This is a genomic window from Campylobacter sp. IFREMER_LSEM_CL2090 (assembly GCF_025771865.1).
In the GTDB taxonomy this organism is placed as follows: domain Bacteria; phylum Campylobacterota; class Campylobacteria; order Campylobacterales; family Campylobacteraceae; genus Campylobacter_D; species Campylobacter_D lari_D.
Window position 1 is genome coordinate 116,127 of sequence record NZ_JAKMRA010000006.1, and the last position, 21,675, is coordinate 137,801.

The following is a 21,675-nucleotide window of genomic DNA, read 5'->3' on the forward strand; positions in this document are numbered from 1 at the left end:
AATTTCAAATACTAGGGAGATAAATATTTTATCATTAAGTCTTTAAACACTCGTTAAATCCCAAAATAATTTTAGTATTTTTTCATTATTTGAGTGTATTAAAATTTGTTTTTTGTTATGTATATTTTTACATGCTTTTAAAGCCTGTTTTAAATTTTCTTTTAAAGAAAAAATCAATCCAAAAGCAATAGCTTCTTTATCTAAACCACCTAAAATATAAATCAAAGGCATACGCATTGACTTAGAAACATCAAGCTTTGCTTGTTCATTAATGGTAGTTTTAAAATCAAATTTGCTAGGATGTTTGAACTTATAAGCTAAAGCAAGATCTAAAAACTCATCTAAATGGCTTAATTTTTTTCCGCTAATAAAAGGATATATAAAATAAAATAAATCTAAGATATTATTGCTAATTTTGCTTTCATCATCATAATTTTCTTGTATAAAATTATAATATGTTTTAAATTGCTCTTGATAGTTTTGTACTAAAGTCATAGCCATTTTAGTTTTTGCAAAATTATTTAAAAAAACTTTAGGATTAGCTTCAAAACTAAAGTCTAAAAAATTAATCTTTGTGTCATTTTGATAAAAAATTCCACTAATATCGCTTTCTAAATCTAACAAAATATTATCTGAATTAAGCTCATTATTAGAGCTATTATGGACTATTTTATTATCCAATATAATAGAAAAATTATTATAAGCAAATTCATTGCTCATAGGTTTTTCATAAAAACCAAAATCATCCCAAAAATTCTCTTCACTACAGGCAATACAGCCATGTCCTGCAGCTACTGGCCAAGAGGTTTTGGAATTAAATTTAACCTTAGGGCAATTATTATAAGCATAAGGTCCTTTACAACCTACTTTAAAAAGACAATAACCTTGTTTTATATTTTCATCATCAAAACTTTGAGCAAAATTGCCTGCTTCAAATTTAGCTTTTCTTTCACATAAATCATGCAAACATTTACCATAAAAAGCCAAAGGTCTATTTTGTTCATCTAAAGCCATGTCTTGCTCAAATAATATATAAAAGCAAAGCGCTGCGATGATATTTACATCACTTGGAGGACAACCTGGTATATTGATTACTTTTTTTTCCAAGACTTTAGAAATTCCTATGCTTTTGGTAGGGTTTGGGTGTGCAGCTTGAATTCCTCCATAGCTTGAGCAAGTTCCCATAGCAAAGATTGTTTTAGCATTTTTGGCACATTTTTGTAAAATTTCATATCCATTTTCACCATGTGCTCCTATAGTTAGATAAAAAGGATCTATAGCACAAACCCCGCCTTCAACGGCCAAAAGAAAATCTTTTTTTTCTAAAACTTCTTCTAAATGCGATTCTGCCTGGTGTCCGCTTGCACTCATAAAGGTTTCATGATATTCTAAAGAAATAAAATCAAAAATTAGATCTAAAAAGTCAGGCAATGAAGTTCTAAGCAAACTCTCACTACACCCTGTGCATTCACTTAAATGAAGCCATATTAGACTAGGTGGGGTGTGAAGTTGAAAATATCTATGTGCTAAAGGGCTAAAATCATTTGGCAAACCTAAAATTTTAATGATGGAATTTACGGCTTCTAATGAGATATTTTTCTCTTCTTTGTGCGAGTTTTCTAATAGAGCAATTTTATGCTCTAATATGCTTTTTAATTCTTCATTGCTTAAAGACATTTTTTAACCTTTGGCTATTTGTATCATATTTAAAAAATCATTTGCATTTAATGCGGCTGAACCTATTAATACTCCATCACAATTTTTTAAAGCACAAATTTCTTTAATATTGTTTTGATTAACACTTCCACCATATAAAAGCTTAGTGTTAGTAAATTCTCTTAAAAAATTAAGTATGGTATTAATATCATCAAGATTAGCACTAACTCCTGTGCCTATAGAATAAATAGGCTCATATGCTATGATAAGTTTTTTATAAGATAAATCAATATTTTCAATTTGTTTTTTTAAAAAATCCAAGCTTTTATTAGTATTTTTGGTTTCTAAACTTTCGCCTATACAATAAATGATATTAAAATCAAGATTTTTTGCAAAATCAAATTTAGCCCTTAAAAAGCTTTCATTTTCACTTAAAGCTCTCCTTTCAGAGTGGCCTATTAAAACGCTTTTGATATTAAATTCTTCTAAGTGAATTTTACCTATTTCTCCGGTATATGCTCCATTTTCACAAGGGTAGAAATTCTGCGCGCCTTGCTGAAATGAAAAATTGTCTTTTAAGAAAGCTATACTAGGAGGGAAGATGAAAATTTCATCTTCTTTGTTTAAGTTTTGGTTTAATTCTTGAGCATAAAGTTCAAAGCTTGATCTTGTATGATTGCACTTTAAATTTGCTGCAAAAATCATTCATTATCCTTTATAGTCAAAGGTTTTACACCAGGAAGTTCTTTTCCTTCTATAAGTTCTAATGATGCCCCACCGCCAGTTGAAATGAAAGTCATCTCATCAGCATCACCCGCTCTTGCTACAACATCAGCAGTATCACCACCACCTATTACAGTTGTTGCATGAGATTCGCTAATATAATGACTCATTTTAATGCTACCTTTTGAGAATTTATCGATTTCAAAAACCCCCATAGGCCCATTCCACCATATAGTTTGAGCATCAGAAAGTGCCTCTTTAAATAATCTTACGCTAGCAGGACCTATATCAAGTCCCATCCAACCTGCAGGAATTTCTTGCACAGGGGTGTATTTCATTACTGCTTCTTGAGAGCAAGTTTGCGCTGCTGTAACATCCACAGGAAGATAAATTTTTACACCTAGATTTTTACCTTTGAGTAAGATTTTATTTGCTTCTTCAATTAAATCTTCTTCTAAAAGAGAATTTCCTATATCATAACCTTGAGCTTTTAAGAAAGTAAAGGCCATACCTCCGCCTATGATTAATTTATCTACTTTTGGAAGTAAGTTAGTCAAAGCTTGTAATTTCCCACTTACTTTAGAACCACCTACTACGGCCACAAAAGGACGCGCAGGGTGTTTGATAAGATTGCTTGCAAACTCAATTTCTTTTTGGAGTAAAAATCCCGCACCCTTGTTTGTATTATCAAAGTATTTTGTAATAGCTTCAACGCTAGCATGGGCTCTATGACAAACCCCAAAAGCATCATTAATATAAACATCAGCCATAGAAGCAAGTTCTTTGGCTAAATTTTCATCATTCTTAGTTTCACCCTTTTCAAAGCGTAAATTTTCTAAAAGCAAAATTTCACTTGATTTTAATTCGCTAGCTTTTTTCTTTGCATCTTCACCTATAACATCTTTAGCCATGATGACTTCTTTAGCCATTAAGCGTGCAAGTCTTTTTGCAACTGGTTCTAAAGAGTATTTTGAAGCTATTTCTTTTGGACGCCCTAAATGTGAAGCTAAAATAACTGCACAGCCATTATCTAAACAATACCTTATAGTAGGGATGGCCGAGCGAATACGACGATCGTCGGTGATATTTAAAAACTCATCTTGAGGAACATTAAAATCACATCTTATAAATACTTTTTTCTTTGCAAGATCAATATCTTTAATCGATAAAATACTACTCATCTTAAGCCTTTGCTATAAATACTGCCATATCTACTAAACGAGAAGAATAACCCCATTCATTATCATACCAAGCAACCACTTTAACAAAATCATCACAAATAACTTGAGTTAAATCACTTGCTACAATTGCACCATAAGAGCAAGTTATAAAATCACTTGAAACTCTTTCTTCATCATCAACTAATAATATGCCTTTTAAATTACTAGCAGCTGCTTTTCTAAAGGCTTCATTGATTTCTTCTTTACTTACTTTTTTCTTTAAAGTTGCAGTTAAATCTACAGTTGATACATCAGCTACAGGCACACGCATGCTTTGACCATGTAATTTTCCATCAAGTTCAGGCATAACAAGCTTCATAGCTTTTGCTGCACCGGTAGAAGTAGGGATGATATTTTGCGCAGCAGCGCGTGATCTTCTTTTATCTCTTGCTTTTGCATCAATAATACTTTGACCATTGGTGTAAGCATGTATAGTAGTCATTAAACCTTTTTCTATGCCAAAATTATCTTGCAAAACTCTACAAATTGGTCCTAGGCAGTTGGTGGTACAACTTGCATTTGAGATGATATTTTCGCCTTTGTATTCATGTGCATTTACTCCTAAAACATAGGTTGGAGTTTTATCTTTTGCAGGTGCACTCATGATGACTTTTTGCACCCCATGATCTAAAAATCCTTGACATTTTTCCATAGTTAAGTGTGCACCGGTACACTCTAAAACAATTTGTGCGCCATATTTTGCAAAGTCCAAATCTGCTACATTTCTACTTTTTAAAACTTTTATTTTTTTATTATCAATTATTAAATCATCATTTTCATTCTCAACACTACCATCATATACCCCATGAACGGTGTCGTATTTAAAAAGATATTTTGTGAGTTCAATATCAGTAGTATCATTAATCGCTACAAGTTCTATATCATCGCGTTTCATGATAATTCTTGCAACACATCTTCCAATGCGTCCAAAGCCATTTATTGCAACTTTTACAGCCATTTTCATTTCCTTTTTATGATTAAGTAGATAAAATTCTACTAAAAAAAGGTTAAATTTTAATGAAAATCGCACTTTTTGGCGGTAGTTTTGATCCGCCTCATTTAGGTCATAATGCTATAGTCTTAAATGCATTAGAAAATTTAGAGCTTGATAAGCTCATTATTATGCCTACTTTTATTAGTCTTTTTAAACAAGAATTTACTGCAGATGAACAAAGACGCTTAAAATGGTGCAAGGAAATTTGGGGAAGCTTAATAAAAGTTGAAATTTGTGATTTTGAAATAAAAAAGCAAAGACCTGTGCCTAGTATAGAAAGTGTTGAATTTTTATATAAGCAATATGAAATTTCAAAATTTTATCTTATTTTAGGAGCTGATCATTTGCAAAGTCTTGAAAAATGGCATGAATTTGAAAGATTGCAAAATTTGGTAGAATTTGTTGTAGCTAAAAGAGATGATATTTTTATACCAAAACATTTTAAAACTTTAGATACTAAAGTAAATATCTCTTCATCTTTTATAAGACAAACTTTACAAACAACGCAAGTTTGTGAGCAAATCAAAGAAGAAGTTAAGCTTTATTATTCTAAATTTAAAAATATTTAACAAAAGGAAAACAATGCAAGAAAGAATTAATAATATAGTGCAGATTTTAGATGATAAAAAAGCAGATTTAATAGAAAGCTTTGATATGCAAGATAAGGATTATTTTGTTAAATTTGTAGTGATTGCTACTACTATGGGGGAAAGACACGCGCTTTCTTTGATTGATGATTTAAAAACTAATCTTAAAAGCAAAGGTGAGGAGTTTTTAAATATAGAAAGTAGTGAAGAATGGACTGTACTTGATTTAGGAGATATTTTGATTCACTTAATGAGTGAAACTTATAGAGCAAAATATAATATAGAAGAATTTTTGAAAAGTTTAAATAAAGAAAATCAAAACTAGGATTAATATTTGGATAATCTAATCACTGAATTATCAGATTTAGCTAAAGAATATTTTGAAAATTCAGAATTTGAAAAATGCGATGAAGTTTTAAGCGAGCGTATTGTTTTTGGAAGCTTATCATAATAGAGCATTTTGTGGATTTAATTGTTTGAAATTTCAAGAAGTACTTTTGGCTTTCAATAAAACCATGTACTAGATAATACATATTATTTAGTATATTTTAACAGAGCTAGAGTTTATATACTTTTAGATAAGCAAATAAAAGCCTTAAAAAATTGTAAACTTGTATTGATCTAGCTCTTGTTTAAGAAGCGACTTTGAGAATTTGGAAGATTATCAAAAGGCTATAGAATTTTTTAATAAAATGATTGAGTAAACAAGTTTTAGAATATACCAAAGAATTACCAAAGCTTGATGGAGAAAATGAGTTTGCATTAAAAAATCAAAATATTTTAATGCAAAAACTAAAACAACAAAATAAAAAATGGTGGCAAATTTGGAATTAAATTAGAGTTTGCTGATATATTCTTCAATCTCTTTTTTGATTTTGTCTTTTTTGTCTTTTAAAGCTTGTTTTTTGTTTTTATACTCTGTTTTACTCATATAATCTTTTTGTTTTTTTAATTCTTTTAACTCTTGTTCGATTTTTTCTATCTCTTGTTCTTTAAGTTTTTTAGCCTCTAATTTTTTATCATAAAAAAGAGGATCTTTTGCACAATCTGCTTGAACTTCTTTTAAGGCTAATTCTAAACTTAAAGCTTTTTCTTGATGATTGTAATTTTTAGCATAAGCTATTTCTTTTTGAATTTGCTTTATTTTAACCTCACATTGCGTGGAAAATGCAAGTGAGCAAAGTGTAAGTAAAAATAACAATTGCTTCATAGTTTAAACCTTTCTTTTTTCAAATTTTAGTTTATTATATTAAATAATTTATTTGCTGTTTTTAATAAAAACATGAGTTTTAAAAAAAGTTATTTGACCTTTTATAAAAATAAAGATGAATTATTATCAAGCTTATAGTTTGATTTTCTCATATTTTAAACTTATATGATTTTTGTACTAAAATAATCCTAAGTAGATAATGTAATAGGACTTGATAACTAGAATTAATAAATTTTTAAACATGAATATTATTTATTTTTTTAAGTAAAATTGATACAAATCCTTCAAAATCAGGCAATTTTAAATCCTTAATTTCTCTTTGTTGTTTTCCCCACATGCATTCAGGAAAAAACCCATCTTCTTTAAAGCGTGCCATAACATGAAAATGCACTCTTGGCACATAGTTTGCAAAGGAAGCTATGTTGATTTTTTCTGGGTTGTAGTATTCTCTAAGGCTTAATTCGCAAGCTAAAACATACTGAAAAAGCATATTTTGTAAAAAGGATGGACAATCACTTAATTCTCTGTAATTTTCTTTAGTAAAAATTTTTACCCAAGGAATTTGAGAATCTTCTTTTTCTATAAATAAAAAATCATTTTCATAAATCATCTAAATCCTTAAAAAGACTAGGGTTATTCCTAGTCTTTTGATTATTTTTTTACTCCTATCATTTTTGTAGGATCTACAAATTTAGCAAAGTCTTCTTCGCTTACTAAGCCAAGCTCCATAGCACTTTCTTTTAAAGAAATACCTTTTTTATGAGCATTTTTTGCTACTTTAGCTGCATTTTCATAGCCAATGTGTGGATTTAGTGCAGTTACTAGCATTAAAGAATTATGTAAATTATGATCTATTTTTTCTTTATTTGGCTCTATACCAACAGCACAATGGATATTAAATGAATGCATAGCATCAGCTAATAAATCAAGGCTTTGCAAGAAGTTATAAATAATCACAGGCTTGAAAACATTAAGCTCGAAATTTCCTTGGCTTGCTGCAAAGCCAATAGCTGCATCATTTCCCATAACTTGCACTGCAACCATAGTTAAAGCTTCGCATTGAGTAGGATTAACCTTGCCTGGCATGATAGAACTTCCTGGTTCGTTTTCAGGTATGTTTAACTCTCCAAGACCACATCTAGGGCCACTTGCTAGCCATCTAATATCATTTGCTATTTTCATTAAATTTGCAGCTAAGCCTTTCATGGCCCCATGAGTAAAATTAATTGCATCATGGCTTGTTAGGGCATGGAATTTATTTGGACTTGAAATAAATTTAGTGCCTAAAAGCTTGCTTAATTCTTCACTTACTTTTTCGCTAAGTTCTGGATGAGCATTCAATCCTGTACCAACAGCTGTCCCACCTATTGCAAGTTCTCTTAATGTAGGTAAAGAAGCGATGATTTGCTCTTTTGAGTGAAGTAACATAGAAAGATATCCGCTAAATTCTTGAGCTAGGGTAAGTGGTGTAGCATCTTGAAGGTGAGTTCTTCCTATTTTAATAATTCCTTCAAATTCTTTTACTTTTTTTTCAAAAGTTGCAATAAGCTCATCTAAAGCAGGGATAAGTTTTTTCTCTACTTGCTCTACCGAAACTATACTCATAGCAGTTGGAAAAGTATCATTTGAACTTTGACTCATATTTACATGATCATTTGGATGAACAAGCTTTTCTTTTCTAAAATCTCCACCCATAATTTCAGTTGCACGGTTTGCTATAACTTCATTCATATTCATATTGCTTTGAGTGCCTGAACCTGTTTGCCATATTGCTAGTGGGAAATTATCGTCAAATTTTCCTGCTACAATTTCATCGCAAGCTTGCACGATAGCATTTTTTTTAGCATCATCTAATTTACCAAGTTTATTATTTACCAAAGCCAAAGATTTTTTAAGATTTGCAAAAGCATAAATTAAAACTTTTGGCATTTTCTCACAACCAATTTTAAAATTTTCAAAACTTCTTTCAGTTTGTGCTCCCCAATATTTATCATTAGGAACTTTTATCTCTCCCATAGTATCGTGTTCGATTCTGTATTCCATGGCCTTTCCTTGTAATAAAATAAGTTGTGATATTTAAACTAAATAAACCCTAAAGTTTGCTTATAATTTAAGAAGTATTTATAAAATTTTTGAAGAAAGGTGTAGTTTTTTTCAAAACTACACAAATACTATTCTACTGTAACACTTTTTGCTAGATTTCTTGGCATATCCACATCATTGCCAAGTCTTATAGAAACTTCTAAAGCTAGAAGCTGTAAGATTACCATCATTTCGAAAAATTCGCACATATAGTGCTCTTGTTTTGAAGTTTTTATAAAATCATCACTTAAATCAAAATCAAGTGGAGAGATAGCAAGTAAAGTAGAATCCCTTGCAGCTAATTCTTCTACATTTGATTTTGTTTTTTCATAAAGACAATTTTGCGGCATTAATGCAACGGTAAAAAGCTCACTATCTGCTAGAGCAATAGGTCCATGTTTCATCTCTCCTGCTGGATAGCCTTCAGCATGTAAGTATGAAATTTCTTTAAGTTTTAAAGCTCCTTCTAGTGCTAGTGGATAAAATACATCTCTTCCTATAAAGAAAAAGCCATGGCCATGTAGGTATCTTTTTGAAATTCTATGTACTTTTTCATGCAAGTTTTGTTCAACTTTAACTATACTTGGTAAACTTCTTAGAGCTTTGATTTCTTTACTCATATCTAAATTTGCTTTTTGTGCAAGATAGATTGCAAGCATCCATAAAGTTGCTACTTGAGTGGCAAATGCTTTAGTTGAAGCTACGCCTTTTTCAATACCCGCTCTAGTAAGTAAAGATATATCAGCCAAACGCACGATGTTAGAATTATCCACATTGCATATTGCTAAAGTTTTAACTCCTTGTGTTTTTGCTATTTTTAAAGCTTCTAGTGTATCAGCTGTTTCACCACTTTGAGAGATTACTATAAAAAGAGTATTTTTACCTATAATGGCTTCTCTGTATCTAAATTCACTTGCTACTTCAACTTTAGTTTTAATTTTTGCAAGTCTTTCAAGTAAATAAGCCCCACTTAATGCTGCATGATAGCTTGTACCACAAGCACAAAGTGTGATTTCATCTATGTTTTGTAAAAGAGTTTCATTTATATCTTCAAAAACAATCTGCTCACCTTGTAATCGTCCCATTAAAACTTCGCCTAAAACTCTACTTTGCTCATAAATTTCTTTTTCCATGAAAAACCTATAACCATCTTTTTGAGCATAACTTTTATCTTGACTTAAAGCCACAAAAGTAGGTTGTATACAAGCTTGATCATGACAAATTTTACATTCGTTTAAATTAACATATCCATAATCTCCATCTTCAAGATAGGCTACTTTATCCACTAAAGAAACTAAAGGTGCATCACTTGATGCAAAATAATATTCATTTTCATCGCCATTTTTTCCGATGATGAGTGGCACAGCATTTTTAGCAAAATAAATTGTATTAGGATCTTTTTTACTCACAAGCAAGATTGCAAAAGCACCTTTTAGTTCAGCTATAGTCTTTTTAAAAGCTTCAAATGGTTCTAAATTACTCGCATGATATTCAAATAAATGTACAATAACTTCAGTGTCAGTTTGACTTAGAAAATTAATACCTTCTTGTGTGAGTTTTGTTTTTAATTCTTGGTAATTTTCTATGATTCCATTATGTATTACACAAGAGTATTGTCCTAAATGTGGATGCGCATTTATTTCGGTTGGTTTTCCATGAGTTGCCCAACGCGTATGGCCTATAGCAAGCCCAAATCCATCACTATTAAAATTAGCAGTTTTGTTAGCTAAATTTTCTAATTTTCCAACCGCTTTAAAAAAGTCTAATTCTCCATCTTTCATTACTGCTATACCGGCGCTATCATAGCCTCTATATTCAAGCTCTTTTAAACCTTCTAATATGATTTTTTTCTTTTCTTTAGTTCCTATATAACCTACTATTCCACACATCTTTTACTCGCTTATTAGTGATTTAAGAATTTGATCTTTATGATCTTGCAAGCTTTCATTTTTATGCAAAATCAAAACATTTCGCGTTCTTTCTTTTATAGTTTGAATTTTTGCTGCACTTAAGACAATATCATATCTTACAAGCACATCCATTACATAAGCCATTAAACCTTTTTGATCTTTTGTGTTTAAGGTTATTTTGGCATAGCTTTTGGAATAATTCATGTCTAATTTTAATTCATCTTTTTTAATGTTTGGTTTTTTTGCCTTTTTTTGTACTTTTAAATGCAATTTAGAATTAAGTAAATTTTCTAAACTTTGTTTTTGATTATCACTTACTATATCTGAATATTCAAATTTCAGATAAACTTTTTCATCAAATAATTCAAAAAAACTCATAAAGACTAAATTTAAAGAACTTAAAGCGTTGAGTATATTTTCAAGATTATTTTTTCTATTCATTATAAGCTCTAGAGTAAAATTATCTTGATTGTCAAGCCAAAAAGTAAAATTTTCTTTTTGCGCAATCTGTGTTATTTTAATGATTTTTTCAAAGCTATTTTTTATAAAAAAGAGATTAGATTTAATATGAGTGATATTGTTTTGAGTTTGCTCATCAAGATCTAAAAAAGCCTTGCTTCTTTTTAGGGTTTGTTCTTTTTTTACCCTTCTTTGACTCTCATCAATTAAATTTTCATCCTCAAAACCTTCTAGTGCATTTTGAAACAATCTTTCTAAACTTTTATAATAAAAATGATTTTCTATACCCAAAGCTTTAGCATTGCAAAAAGATAAAAGATGTAAGGTTTTTAGGGTATGAGTATCATTTAATTTGGAAATAAAATTTAATACAATAGTAGAATTATAAATATCTTCTTTTTCTATAATATCTTTAAAAGCATTGAAATTTTTAAATAATCTTAAGCCAAAATCTAAAAGTTCATTATCAACTTGGAATTTTCCAACATAAGCTCTGTAAATATTAGCTAAAGAAATTTCATTTTCTTCATGAATAGCACTTAAAAGTATGGTAAGCTTTATTATTAGAAGTGTTTTTTTATCAAATTTGCAATCTTTTTCTTCAAAGTATTTTAAGCAAAGTAATGCTCTATCTAATGCGCTATAAACACCTTCTTCTTCGAGTAAAAATTTACTTTGAATTAATGGTTTGCAAAAATCTTTTAAAATGTTTGCATTGTTTAGTAGTTTTAAAATACTAAAAGAATGTTTTTTTTCTAATATACCTTTAAATAACTCCAAATTTTCATCATTATTTTTTGCTCTTTTTAATGCAAAAATTAGTTTAATATCAAAAATAAAATCCTCATCTTCTAGTTTTAAAAGTCGATTGAGTATTGAATTTAAATTTTCATTTTCATCTGAATAAGTAAAAAAGTTATCTTGTATTTCATAAAGTTTATTTTCTTTATAATGTTTTTCCTGGATGCATCTTGCTAAAAAATGTGTATAAATTCCACAAATTTGCATACTTTGCATTGCTTTTTGAATGAGTATGGATTTAAGATCTAAATTTTTCTTTTCTTTTTTATGCATTAAGTTGGCAAGTTCTTGTGAATTTTGTATTAAAAATAAATTTGTGTTTTTACCTTCTAAAAGATTCATTGCACATTTAAGTGAAAATAAAAAATCACTCGCAAGCTTAAATTCGCTAAATTCTTTTTCATTGATAAAATTAAGCATATAATTTTTGGGAGAATCTTTAAATAAAATATTTAAATTTTCTATATTAAGTTGCTCATCTAAACCGCCAAAATTTTTATTAACATCAAATTCTTGCTTGATTAAAGGTTGATAATAAGGGTTAAATTCTTGCAAGATTTTTAGAGCAAATTCTTCTTTTAACTCATCTTGAGCTTGGGAAATTTTTTCTTTGATTTGTTTAAATAAAATCTTAGAGCCACTAATATAGCGATATTGTAAAATATTTTGTTTAAGCTCATTTTTAGCTATATTATAAAGTCCATTTATTTCACAAATTTGATAGTTAATGCTTAAACCAATATCGTTTAAAAAAGTAATAAATGCTTTCATTAAAGGCTTAATATTATAAGCTTTTATATCTTTATAAATAAGCAATAAATCAATATTTTCTTTTATGCTTAAATTCATTTTAGCATATTGTTTAATGGCGATAATACAAAAAGGAATTTTGTCATTATGTGGAAAAAAATCATCAAAAAAATCATTTAAAACAAGTTCATAAATATTTTCTATAAAACGATCAATCTCTTTAGAATGGTAAAAGCTAAAAGAGCCTTGCTTTAAAAAAAGTCTAGAACAATATGCTTCATAGTCTTTTAAAGAATTTTTTAATTTTTGAATTTTTTGCATATCCATTTTTGAAAATTATTCCTTGCTTTAAATTTTTGTTAAAATCATACCAAAAAATACTTTGTATTAAATTTTAAGTAAGTTAAAATTATAATTGTAGTTTAAAATTAAAAATATGGTAAGAATATGCAAACAATTATAGAAAAATTAGAAAATCAAGAAAGATTAAACGAAGAAGAGGCTAATAAACTTTGGGATTTAGAGCTTTTTACTCTAGCTAAATATGCACAAAAAATTCGTACTAATTTGCATGGCAAAAAGGTTTATTTTAATATCAATCGACATATTAATCCTACAAATATATGTGTAGATACTTGTAAATTTTGTGCTTTTTCAGCACATAGGAAAAATCCTAATCCTTACACTATGACACATGAAGAGATAATGAAAATAGTTGATGAGACAGTTTTAAGAGATACGAAAGAAATTCATATTGTTTCAGCGCACAATAAAAATACATCATGGCAGTGGTATTTAGAAATTTTTAAAATGATTAAAGAAAAATATCCATTTTTACACATTAAAGCTCTAACTGCTGCTGAGGTTGATTTTTTAAGTAGAGCTTTTGATATGAGTTATGAAGAAGTAATAGAAAAAATGCTTGAGTATGGTGTTGATTCTATGCCAGGTGGTGGAGCTGAAATTTTTGATGAAGAAGTTAGAAAAAGAATTTGTCATGGTAAGGTAAGTAGTGAAAATTGGCTAAAAATTCACAAACTTTGGCATGAAAAAGGCAAACAAAGTAATGCTACTATGTTATTTGGGCATATAGAAAGTAGAGAAAATAGAATTAATCACATGATAAGATTAAGAAATCTCCAAGATCAAACAAGTGGGTTTAATGCTTTTATTCCTTTAGTTTGGCAACAAGATAATAGTTTTATTACAGGTAAAAAGCCACTTGGCTCGGTGGAAATTTTAAAAACTTTAGCTATAGCAAGAATAGTGCTTGATAATATTAAAAATATCAAAGCTTATTGGGCAACTATGGGTATAAATTTAGCTATGGTGGCTCAAGATTTTGGCGCAAATGATTTAGATGGTACCATAGAAAAAGAAAGCATACAAAGTGCAGGTGGAGCAAAAAGTTCAAATGGCTTAAGTTTAAAAACCTTCATAGAGATGATTCAAAGTTCAGGTTATATAGCAATAGAGCGAGATAGTTTATATAATGAACTAAAAATTTATTAAGGATTAAAATGGATTTTTTTAAACTTAAAGAGCATAATAGCGATGTAAAAACTGAAATTTATGCAGGTATTGCTACCTTTTTAGCAATGATTTATATTATACCAGTTAATGCTAATATAATGAGTAATTCAGGTATGCCACTAGAAGCTTTAATCGTAGCAACCGCTTTGGTAACTATTATAGCTACTACCTTAAGTGCTTTTTTTTCTAATACTCCTGTGGCTATGAGTGTAGGCATGGGATTAAATGCGTATTTTACTTTTAGCGTGTGTAATACTTATCAAATTCCTTGGCAAAGTGCTTTGGGGGCTGTTTTTTTATCAGGTATTGTTTTTACTTTATTATCTTTTACTAATTTTAGAATTTGGGTTATAAAAAGCATACCAAATGATCTAAGAAAAGCTATATCAGCGGGTATTGGAACTTTTATAGCTTTTATGGGACTTGTGCAAATGGGAATTATCACCAAAAGTGAAGCAACTTTAGTAGGCTTGGGAGATTTTTCAAGCACTAAAGTACTTTTTGGATTATTTGGTTTGTTTTTAGTTTTTGTTTTTTGGGCTTGGAGGATTAAAGCTGCTTTTATCTTAGCTGTTTTTGTAAGTGCTTTGTGTGCTTGGATTTTTGGTATTGATGGAGCTAGGTTTCCAGAACAACTTTTGTCGATGCCAGTTATAAACGGAGATAATGGCTTAAGTGCAATATTTGGTAAGCTTGATATTAAAGGAGCTTTAGAACTTAGTATGATTCCTATAGTGCTTACTTTTTTTGTTACTCAGCTTTTTGATAGCGTAGGGACAATCACAGGCGTAGGTTCAAGAGGAAAAATATTTGATGATCCAAAACAAGGTGATAAAAAACTAGGAAAAACTTTAGGAGTAGATGCTGTTAGTTCAGCTATGGGAGCAGTTGTTGGTACCTCTACTGTAACGGCATTTGTGGAGAGTTCAGCGGGAGTTGAAGCAGGCGGTAGAACAGGTCTTACAGCTTTAGTTACTGCTATATGTTTTGTTTTCACTTTATTTTTACTACCGGTATTTAAAGCTATTCCTGCAAATTCTATTTATCCTGTATTGGTTCTTGTTGGAGTTTTAATGTTTATGGAAGTTGCAAATATTAATTTTAAAGATAAAGCAATAGCTGTGAGTGCGTTTTTTATTATTATTATGATGCCGCTGACTTATTCTATTACAACAGGTTTTGCTTTTGGTTTTATTGCGTATTTATTTATGCGTATTATGCAAAAAGAATTTGATAAAATTAATCTTGGAATTATCATTTTAAGTGCAATTTCATTATTGGTATTTTTATTACAATTTTTATAGGAAGTGATTATGTATTATTATGCTTATGAAGAATTTCAAAAAGAAATTATCCCTTTTACGCGCAAAATAAAAGAGGAATTTAATCCCGATGTTTTACTTGCTATAGCAAGAGGTGGTATGACTTTGGGCCATTTTTTAGCAGAAGGTATGGGTAATAGAAATTTATTTTCTTTAAATTCTATCCATTATGAAGATACTCAAAAATTAGATACGATTAAAATTTTTAATATTCCTGATCTTAGTTTATATAAAAAAGTTCTTTTGGTAGATGATATCATAGATAGTGGTGAAACTATGATAGAAATTAAGAGAGTCTTAAGTCAAAAGTTTCCTCATTTAGAGCTTAAAGTAGCAAGTGTTTTTTACAAAACTTCAGCATTATTAATCCCTGAATTTTATATTAAAGAAGCTAAAGAATGGATTGATTTTTTCTGGAGTATTAAAATTTAGTTTATTATTAGCTATAAATAATACAATATAATTAAATACTAAACTAAAAGGAAGGACAAACATGAGTTTAACAAGAAGAAAATTCTTAAAAGGTCTTGCTGCAACTTCAGCAGTTGCTTCCGTTAATCCTTTAATGGCAGCACAAACAAAATTTTACGATACTAAAAAAATTCCTCATGCAACTCACTTTGGTGCTTTTTGGGCTGAAGTAAATTCAGAAGGAAAAATAGTAAAAGTTACTCCACAAAAATCTGATAAACATCCTTCAGTAATAACTGATGCCATTATCGATAGAACTTATTCAGACACTAGGGTAAAGTATCCTTGTGTTAGAAAAAGCTTTTTAGAAGGTAAAAAAAGACCTAAATTAAGAGGTAAAGAACCTTTTGTAAGAGTAAGTTGGGAGAAAGCTTTAGAGCTTGTATTGGAAAAATTAAAAGAAACCCCTATTGAAAATTTATTTAATGCAAGTTATGGTGCATGGGGACATGTAGGTTTATTGCACAATTGCAACTCAGTAGCAGGAAGATTTTTTAATACCGCTTTAGGTGGCCATATTGGCACTGATGGTGAGTATAGTAATGGTGCTGCTGGTAAAGTAAATGCTAGCATAGTAGGAGATTTGGAAGTTTATTCTTTGCAAACTTCTCATGAAGTTATTTTGGAAAACACTCAGGTTTATGTTTTATGGGGAGCTGATCTTTATAAATGTAATCAAATTGATTTTAAAGTTGCAAATCGTGGTAATGATGATTATTATAAAAAATACAGCAAATCAAAAATTAAATTTATAACTATTGATCCTCAATATACTCAAACAGCAGAAATTTTAAATGCCCAGTGGATTAAGATTCGTCCAAATACTGATGTTGCTTTAATGCTTGGTATGATGAATTATTTATATAAAAGTGGAAAATATGATAAAAAATTCATTGAAAAATACACTGATGGTTTTGACAAATTCTTACCTTATCTGCTTGGAAAAACTGATGGTATTGATAAAACTCCAGCTTGGGCTGCAAATATTACCGGCGTTGAAGAAAAAGTTATTACCGCATTGGCAGATACTTTTGTAAAAAATAGAACCTTTTTAGCAGGTAACTGGGCTATGCAAAGAGCACACCATGGTGAGCAAGCTGATTGGACTTTAATGGTTTTAGCTTCAATGATAGGTCAAGTAGGCTTACCTGGTGGTGGATTTGGTTTTTCTATGCATTATTCAGGTGGTGGTCAAGCATTTTCAGGTGTAAGATTACCAGTAGGTTTACCACAAGGTAAAAATAATCTTGATACTAATATTCCTGCAAGTAGAGTTTCAGAAGCTATTTTAAACCCAGGTAAAACAGTTAAATTTAAAGGTAAAGAAATCACTTATCCTAAAATTAAACTCATGTATGTAGTGGGCGCTTCTGTATTGGGCCATCATCCAAATACAAATGAACTTATCAAAGCTTTAAGAACACTTGATACATTAATTGTACATGAGCCTTGGTGGACTCCTATGGCAAAAATGGCAGATATTGTATTACCTTCAACTACAACTTTAGAAAGAGATGATATTAGCTTTGGTGGCTCTTATTCTCAAGATTATGTTTATGCTATGAAAAAAGTAATTGAGCCTTATTTTGAAAGTAGAAATGACTATGATATTTTCGAAGAATTAGCAAAAAGAATTGGCGAGAGAGAGCATAAAAAATTTACAGGTAATAAAACAAAACAACAATGGCTTGAAGGTTTTTATGGAAGAAGTGATTGTCCTTATTATATGGAATTTGCTGATTTTTGGAAACAAGGTTTTATCCATTTTGAACCACCAAAAGAAGCTTATAATTTTGTAAGACACTCTGAATTTAGAGCCGATCCTGTGGCAAATAAACTTGCAACAGAAAGTGGAAAAATCCAAATTTATTCTCCAAAATTTGAAAAATATAATTTAGATGATTTTAAAGCACATCCAACATGGTTTGAACCTGCAGAGTGGCTGGGCAATGAAAAATTAGTTAAAAAATATCCTTTCCATTTAGTAAGTCCACATCCAAGATATAGAGTGCATTCTCAACTTGATAATACTTGGGTGAGAGATTTGTATAAGATTCAAGGTAGAGAGCCTGTGATGATTAATACAAATGATGCTAAAAAACTTGGTATTACCCACGGAGAAGTTGTAGAAGTATATAACGATCGTGGATCACTTTTAGCAGGTGCTTTTGTAACAGATAATATCATGGAAGGAGTTGTTAGTATCCAAGAAGGTGCTTGGTATGACCCTGAAGATGTAAGCGATAGCAAGCCAAGATGTAATGCAGGCCATGTAAATGTTTTAACAAGCTCAAGACCAACTTCAACTATGGCTCAAGCAACTAGTGTAAATACTTGCTTAGTGGGTATTAAAAAGCTAAAAGAAGTTATAAAACCTTATAATTCAACTACACCACCAGAAATCATAGGAGCTTAAAATGAAGAAAATTATATTGACATTAACTTTTTTAGCTAGTGCTTTGTTTGCTAAAGATATGTTTATTTTTAATGAAAAAGTAGATCTTTTAGATAGTGCTAGTAAAAAAGTAGTAGGACAAATTTATGAAGGCTCTAAAGTGGAGCTTATAAAAGAAGAAGGTGAATACTCTTTAATTAAAGTCAAAGGTGAGGTTGTGGAGTCAAATCCAAAAAGCCTTGCTTATACCAAAGATGGAATTTATCTTTTACTTACTTTAAATGGTAAAAATGCAAGCAATGAAATGGAATTTTTAGTTAAAAGTAAAGATTTGACCGATCAAGAAATTCTTGCTTGGGATGAGATAGAATTAACTTATTATGATACTTGCACAAGTTGTCACGCAGCACATAAACCAAAAGAACATTTAATGGAAGAATGGGATGCATATTTATCTGCTATGCAAGGTTTTGCTAAAATCACTGATGCGGAAAAAGATAGAATTTTAAGATTTTTACAATCTCACGCAAGTAATGGGCCTGTAAAACTTGACTAATCAAAAATGAAAAGGTATTTATTAGCCGTTTTATTTTTTGATTTTTGTGCTTTATTATATGGTGTAAGCACTTTATCTATCAGCTACAATGAAGCACAAATTTATTTTTACGATCATAGCTTAATTGCTATGATTGCTAGATTTGGTACTGCTCTTCTTGGACAAAATGATTTTGGATTAAGACTTCCGTTTGTTTTGTTGCATTCTTTAAGTTGTATTTTGTTGTATATTTTGGCTTTAAGATACACCAAAACTTCTTTTGATGCTTTTATTTCTGTTGTGCTTTTTATATTGCTTCCTGGTAGTGTAGCCAGCGCTTTGCTTATCAATGAATCTAGCATAGTAATATTTTTTACGCTTTTGATTTTGGTGCTGTTTGAATATAAAAAATTCTTTTTATTTTATATCTTGTTTTTTTTAGTTCTTTTTGTAGATGGAAATTTTGTAATTTTATATTTATCTTTTTTCTTTTTTGCTATATATAAAAAAGATAAATTACTTATTGCATGCTCTTTGATTTTATTTGCTATTGCAATGAGTATTTATGGTTTTGATGCAAGTGGAAAACCTAAAGGATATTTTTTAGATACTTTAGGTATTTTTGCAGCTTGCTTTTCACCTTTAATTTTTCTTTATTTTTTTTATGTTATTTATAGAATTCTTTTACAAGATGATAAACCTCTTTTATGGTTTATTAGTGCAACTACTTTCGTTTTTTGTTTGATTTTTTCTATAAGACAAAGACTTTTTTTAGAAGACTTTTTACCTTTTTGTGTAGTTTGTACTCCATTATTAGTTCGTTATTTAATGTCTTCTTATCGCTCAAGAATGCCACAATTACGCCTAAAACATAAAATTTTTATAGAATGCTCTTTAGTTTTTTTACTATTTTTTTATCTTGGTATTATTTTTAATCAAAGTTTTTATTATTTATTAAAAGATCCAAAAAAACATTTTGCTTATGATTATCATATTGCTAAAGAATTGTCTTCAAAGTTAAAACAAAGAAATTTTACACATATTTTCACTAAAGATAAAGAGTTAGCTTTAAGACTTAAATTTTATGGTATTTCCAAAGGTAAATTAGAACTTCATTCTAGTAAAAAAACTAGTAAGATATATGTTAGTTTAGGTAGGCATAAAATTTATTATTATATAAAATGAAACAAGCTTTTACTTTAATGGAATTAGTTTTTGTTTGTATTATATTATCTTTATTGTTTTCTATGGGGTATTTTTATTACAAACCTGACTATTTGCGTTTAGGGGCTGAACAAATTTTAAATGATATTAAATACACAAGACATTTAGCATTAATACAAAATGATTTTAGAGTAAAAGAATTTAACATTGCTAAACGAGAGTGGTTTAAAGCCAAATGGCAATTATATTTCATACGCTCAAAGTCAGCTACAAATAATGAACAAACTTATACTATTTTTTTAGATAAAAATGGTGATGGTAATGCAAATATAGGTAAAAATATGATTAATAAAGACAGAGAAATAGCTGTTGATTTAATTAATCCAAACTTATTGATGAACTCAGGACAAAGCGGAGTAATTAATCAAAATGATTCTAAGGCGAATTTAAAATATAATATAGAAAAAACATATGGTATTTCAAAAGTTTTGTTTGAAGGTGCTTGCAAGGGAAGTACGCGTTTAATTTTTGATGATTATGGTCGCTTATATACACCTTTGAAAAATGCTATGCGTCCTTATGATAAGCTCTCATCTTTTAATAATAACTGCATTATAAGATTATCTAATAAACAAGATCAGCATATATGTATAGTTATAAATCCTATTAGCGGTTATGCTTATATACCTAATTTTTCTTCACTAAACCAGCAGAGTATTATTTTAAATAATAAACAAATATTTTGTCATAATATATAATTTTTATTAAAATTTATTATTTTTTTGATAAAATATATTTACTAAAATACTTCAATTTAAATACAAAAAAAGGAGATACATGAATGCAAATACACAAATGAGTGTGAAAAATAAATTGTCCATTGTTGTTGGTATTATTGTCTTTTTAGCTTTATCAATAATCACTATAATGGCATTTGTTTCTAGTAGAAATAATTTAATTTCAAACAGTAAACAAGCGAATGAAGATTATTTATTGATCACAGAAACTCAAGTAGAGGGATATGTTGATGGTTATATAGATATTTTACTTGCCATAAAAAAATACATTGATTCTTTGGGAAAAAATCAAGTTTTAAATTTTGATTCTATGGAGCAAATACTAGGAGATGATTTAAAAATTTTTAAAGATGGATCAAATACTTTAGCTGTCTATGTTGGTTTTCCCGATGGAACTATGCTTGTAAGCGATACTGTTTCTGATAAAAAAGGAGTTAATTTTAGAAAAAGAGGTGGTGGAGTTTCTTCTTATGATGATCCAAGTTACGATGCTACTTCTAGAGACTGGTATAAAGGGGCTATTGCAAATGATGGAGTGTTTATAAGCGATGTTTATGAAGATTCTGTTACAAAATTACCTAGTTTTACTTATTCTACCCCGATTAAGAAAAATGGTAAGTTGATAGGTGTTTTAGGTGTTGATTTACTGCTAACATCTTTGCAAAAGACCTTTGAAAAACTTCCAGGAAATGTTTTTGTTTTTGATACAACAAGCTCTATTCCTTTTGCATCAAATAATAAATCACTAATCTTAACTCAACATCCAAGTATAGAAGAGATAAAAAAATATCATCAGCAATTTGGAGATTATAAAACATTTGAATATATAAGCGTTGATACACAAGAAGAAAGATTTGGAATTTGCGCTAATATAGATAATTCAAAAGCTAAAGTAAGCTATATTGCTTGTGCAACTCAAAAGCAAGATGAGTTGGAGATGTTGGTTTTAAAAGACGCATATAAGCAAATTATTTTTTCTATCATTATATTGTTTATTTCATGTTTTGCTATTTACTTTTTTTCTTCAAAATTACTATCCCCTTTACAAGCAATCCAAAAAGGTATC

The 21,675-nt window shown here is 29.4% G+C and carries 20 protein-coding genes; 11 read left to right on the forward strand and 9 right to left on the reverse strand.

Going from position 1 to position 21,675, the window contains the following annotated elements; translation table 11 throughout:
- Window positions 1–42: 42 nt before the first annotated feature.
- The 4 genes from L8V85_RS05065 to gap are packed head-to-tail and all read right to left on the reverse strand — an operon-like array spanning window position 43 to window position 4,557.
- Entirely contained in the window at window positions 43–1,677 is a 1,635-nt protein-coding gene (locus tag L8V85_RS05065) for a hydrogenase small subunit (RefSeq protein ID WP_263737598.1), read from the reverse strand.
- Window positions 1,678–1,680: 3 nt separating this feature from the next.
- A complete protein-coding gene (locus L8V85_RS05070) occupies window positions 1,681–2,361 on the reverse strand; it encodes a triose-phosphate isomerase (RefSeq protein WP_263737599.1) in 681 nt (226 codons plus the stop codon).
- Window positions 2,358–3,560 carry a phosphoglycerate kinase gene (locus L8V85_RS05075; protein ID WP_263659824.1) on the reverse strand — a complete coding sequence of 401 codons (1,203 nt, stop codon included), beginning with the start codon at window positions 3,558–3,560 and terminating at the stop codon, window positions 2,358–2,360. Before L8V85_RS05075 ends, L8V85_RS05070 begins: the two co-directional genes overlap by 4 nt.
- A gap of 1 nt (window position 3,561) precedes the next feature.
- Complete coding sequence (gap, locus tag L8V85_RS05080; protein ID WP_220566300.1) at window positions 3,562–4,557, reverse strand: type I glyceraldehyde-3-phosphate dehydrogenase; 996 nt, start codon at window positions 4,555–4,557, stop codon at window positions 3,562–3,564.
- 59 nt (window positions 4,558–4,616) lie between these two features.
- Here gap and nadD point away from each other — a divergent pair, with 59 nt between their 5' ends.
- From nadD to L8V85_RS05095, 3 genes are all read left to right on the forward strand, one after another.
- The gene (gene nadD, locus L8V85_RS05085) at window positions 4,617–5,162 is read left to right on the forward strand and encodes a nicotinate (nicotinamide) nucleotide adenylyltransferase (RefSeq protein ID WP_263737600.1); all 546 of its coding nucleotides are present in this window, start codon (window positions 4,617–4,619) and stop codon (window positions 5,160–5,162) included.
- A gap of 13 nt (window positions 5,163–5,175) precedes the next feature.
- Entirely contained in the window at window positions 5,176–5,505 is a 330-nt protein-coding gene (gene rsfS, locus L8V85_RS05090) for a ribosome silencing factor (RefSeq protein WP_263725969.1), read from the forward strand.
- A gap of 371 nt (window positions 5,506–5,876) precedes the next feature.
- Window positions 5,877–6,014, forward strand: a complete 138-nt coding sequence (locus L8V85_RS05095) for a hypothetical protein (RefSeq protein WP_263661052.1) — start codon at window positions 5,877–5,879, stop codon at window positions 6,012–6,014.
- 1 nt (window position 6,015) lies between these two features.
- Here L8V85_RS05095 and L8V85_RS05100 read toward each other — a convergent pair whose 3' ends face one another.
- The 5 genes from L8V85_RS05100 to L8V85_RS05120 form a co-directional block, all read right to left on the reverse strand.
- The gene (locus L8V85_RS05100; protein WP_263737601.1) at window positions 6,016–6,390 is read right to left on the reverse strand and encodes a DUF1090 domain-containing protein; all 375 of its coding nucleotides are present in this window, start codon (window positions 6,388–6,390) and stop codon (window positions 6,016–6,018) included.
- 235 nt (window positions 6,391–6,625) lie between these two features.
- Complete coding sequence (locus L8V85_RS05105; RefSeq protein ID WP_220566296.1) at window positions 6,626–7,000, reverse strand: HIT family protein; 375 nt, start codon at window positions 6,998–7,000, stop codon at window positions 6,626–6,628.
- A gap of 41 nt (window positions 7,001–7,041) precedes the next feature.
- Window positions 7,042–8,433, reverse strand: a complete 1,392-nt coding sequence (gene fumC / locus L8V85_RS05110) for a class II fumarate hydratase (RefSeq protein WP_263737602.1) — start codon at window positions 8,431–8,433, stop codon at window positions 7,042–7,044.
- Between the two features lie 128 nt (window positions 8,434–8,561).
- The gene (glmS, locus tag L8V85_RS05115; RefSeq protein WP_263662841.1) at window positions 8,562–10,361 is read right to left on the reverse strand and encodes a glutamine--fructose-6-phosphate transaminase (isomerizing); all 1,800 of its coding nucleotides are present in this window, start codon (window positions 10,359–10,361) and stop codon (window positions 8,562–8,564) included.
- Window positions 10,362–10,364: 3 nt separating this feature from the next.
- A complete protein-coding gene (locus L8V85_RS05120; protein WP_263666235.1) occupies window positions 10,365–12,719 on the reverse strand; it encodes a nucleotidyltransferase in 2,355 nt (784 codons plus the stop codon).
- A gap of 120 nt (window positions 12,720–12,839) precedes the next feature.
- On the opposite strand from L8V85_RS05120, the gene mqnE reads away from it, so the two are divergent.
- From mqnE to L8V85_RS05160, 8 genes are all read left to right on the forward strand, one after another.
- Complete coding sequence (gene mqnE / locus L8V85_RS05125) at window positions 12,840–13,904, forward strand: aminofutalosine synthase MqnE (RefSeq protein ID WP_263666234.1); 1,065 nt, start codon at window positions 12,840–12,842, stop codon at window positions 13,902–13,904.
- An 8-nt stretch (window positions 13,905–13,912) separates the two neighbouring features.
- A complete protein-coding gene (locus L8V85_RS05130) occupies window positions 13,913–15,229 on the forward strand; it encodes an NCS2 family permease (RefSeq protein WP_263661047.1) in 1,317 nt (438 codons plus the stop codon).
- Between the two features lie 9 nt (window positions 15,230–15,238).
- On the forward strand, window positions 15,239–15,679 hold the full coding sequence (locus L8V85_RS05135) for a phosphoribosyltransferase (protein ID WP_263737603.1): 441 nt from the start codon (window positions 15,239–15,241) through the stop codon (window positions 15,677–15,679).
- Between the two features lie 61 nt (window positions 15,680–15,740).
- Entirely contained in the window at window positions 15,741–18,134 is a 2,394-nt protein-coding gene (locus L8V85_RS05140) for a molybdopterin guanine dinucleotide-containing S/N-oxide reductase (protein WP_263737604.1), read from the forward strand.
- A 1-nt stretch (window position 18,135) separates the two neighbouring features.
- Entirely contained in the window at window positions 18,136–18,669 is a 534-nt protein-coding gene (locus L8V85_RS05145; protein WP_133319345.1) for a hypothetical protein, read from the forward strand.
- Between the two features lie 6 nt (window positions 18,670–18,675).
- Complete coding sequence (locus L8V85_RS05150; RefSeq protein ID WP_263672833.1) at window positions 18,676–19,833, forward strand: hypothetical protein; 1,158 nt, start codon at window positions 18,676–18,678, stop codon at window positions 19,831–19,833.
- Window positions 19,830–20,570, forward strand: coding sequence for a Tfp pilus assembly protein FimT/FimU (locus L8V85_RS05155; protein ID WP_263661044.1), 741 nt, complete (start codon window positions 19,830–19,832; stop codon window positions 20,568–20,570). The genes L8V85_RS05150 and L8V85_RS05155 overlap by 4 nt, the downstream gene beginning before the upstream one ends.
- Before the next feature lie 79 nt (window positions 20,571–20,649).
- A partial coding sequence (locus L8V85_RS05160; protein WP_263737605.1) for a cache domain-containing protein occupies window positions 20,650–21,675 on the forward strand: 1,026 nt, incomplete at its 3' end.